Here is an 870-nt window from a genome sequence, read left to right as displayed (position 1 = left end):
GGGCGCCCACGAATAAGGGCTTTGTTGTTTCGGAGCATGCTCGTCCTTGTATCCAAAAACCAGCAGTTCAAGCAGTTGCATCAATACTACATCAACCGAAAAGACAATCCACTGCGCAAAAAACAATCGATTATTGCTTTATGTGGAAAACTGATTCGCGTCTTGTTTACGATTGGCAGAAAATCCGTGGATTACGACCCACAAAAGCTACTCGGTAAAGAGAGATTGATGCAAATTCAACTCGTTGTCTAGCCCGGAACACCGCCTAACCGATTGTCTGTCACCGACAAGCAACTGTCAACGGCAAGGGCTTTCAGCCGCCGCGTTGCGGCCCATTGACAGCCGCTTGCCAGTGACAGGGATCCTGCTAATAGGCGATGTTCCAGGTAGTGTGCGTCATGATTTGAAAGTGCCGACTTTTAGCGTAGCGAACCTTTTAAAAACAAGAATTCAGCGCCAACTTTTCATAACAGAGAAACGCCTACGAACTGGTCAATTTCTCGAGCTTGCTTTACATCTCCTCTTTCAAGACAACAGGAGCATTGAGCCGGGATGAATAATCACCATACGGGCTTAGACCCTGCAAAGGAGCTTACCTGGCCTCCACCCCTTGATAGGTAGAACGAAGGAATGTAAGGGCCACTATAGGTGGACCCCGTGAGACATGGGAGGGTACACCGCAAGGGTATTTGTGGAGCTTACTATGCCACCATAATGTGGTAATGCAAGTCAGACCTTTGCTTTGCTATACCCTTTTTTAGAAAAATGTCTTAGTTCCTTATTAATGTCATCAGGGTTAGCTTTAGGTTGTATCGAAAAACAGTGAAAAAGCGAGTATTACGGAGAAATGATTAATTTATTGAGGGAGGT

At 45.9% G+C, this 870-nt stretch carries 1 pseudogene; it reads left to right on the top strand.

Annotated features, from left to right (window positions below):
• Positions 1-252, top strand: a pseudogene (locus GJ688_RS20000) (IS110 family transposase); the annotation flags it as partial.
• Positions 253-870 lie beyond the last annotated feature (618 nt).

The sequence above is a fragment of the Heliobacterium mobile genome (assembly GCF_009720735.1).
Taxonomy (GTDB): Bacteria; Bacillota; Desulfitobacteriia; order Heliobacteriales; family Heliobacteriaceae; genus Heliobacterium; species Heliobacterium mobile.
Note: the sequence above shows the minus strand (reverse complement) of the source record. Positions and strands in the feature narration are given on the sequence as shown.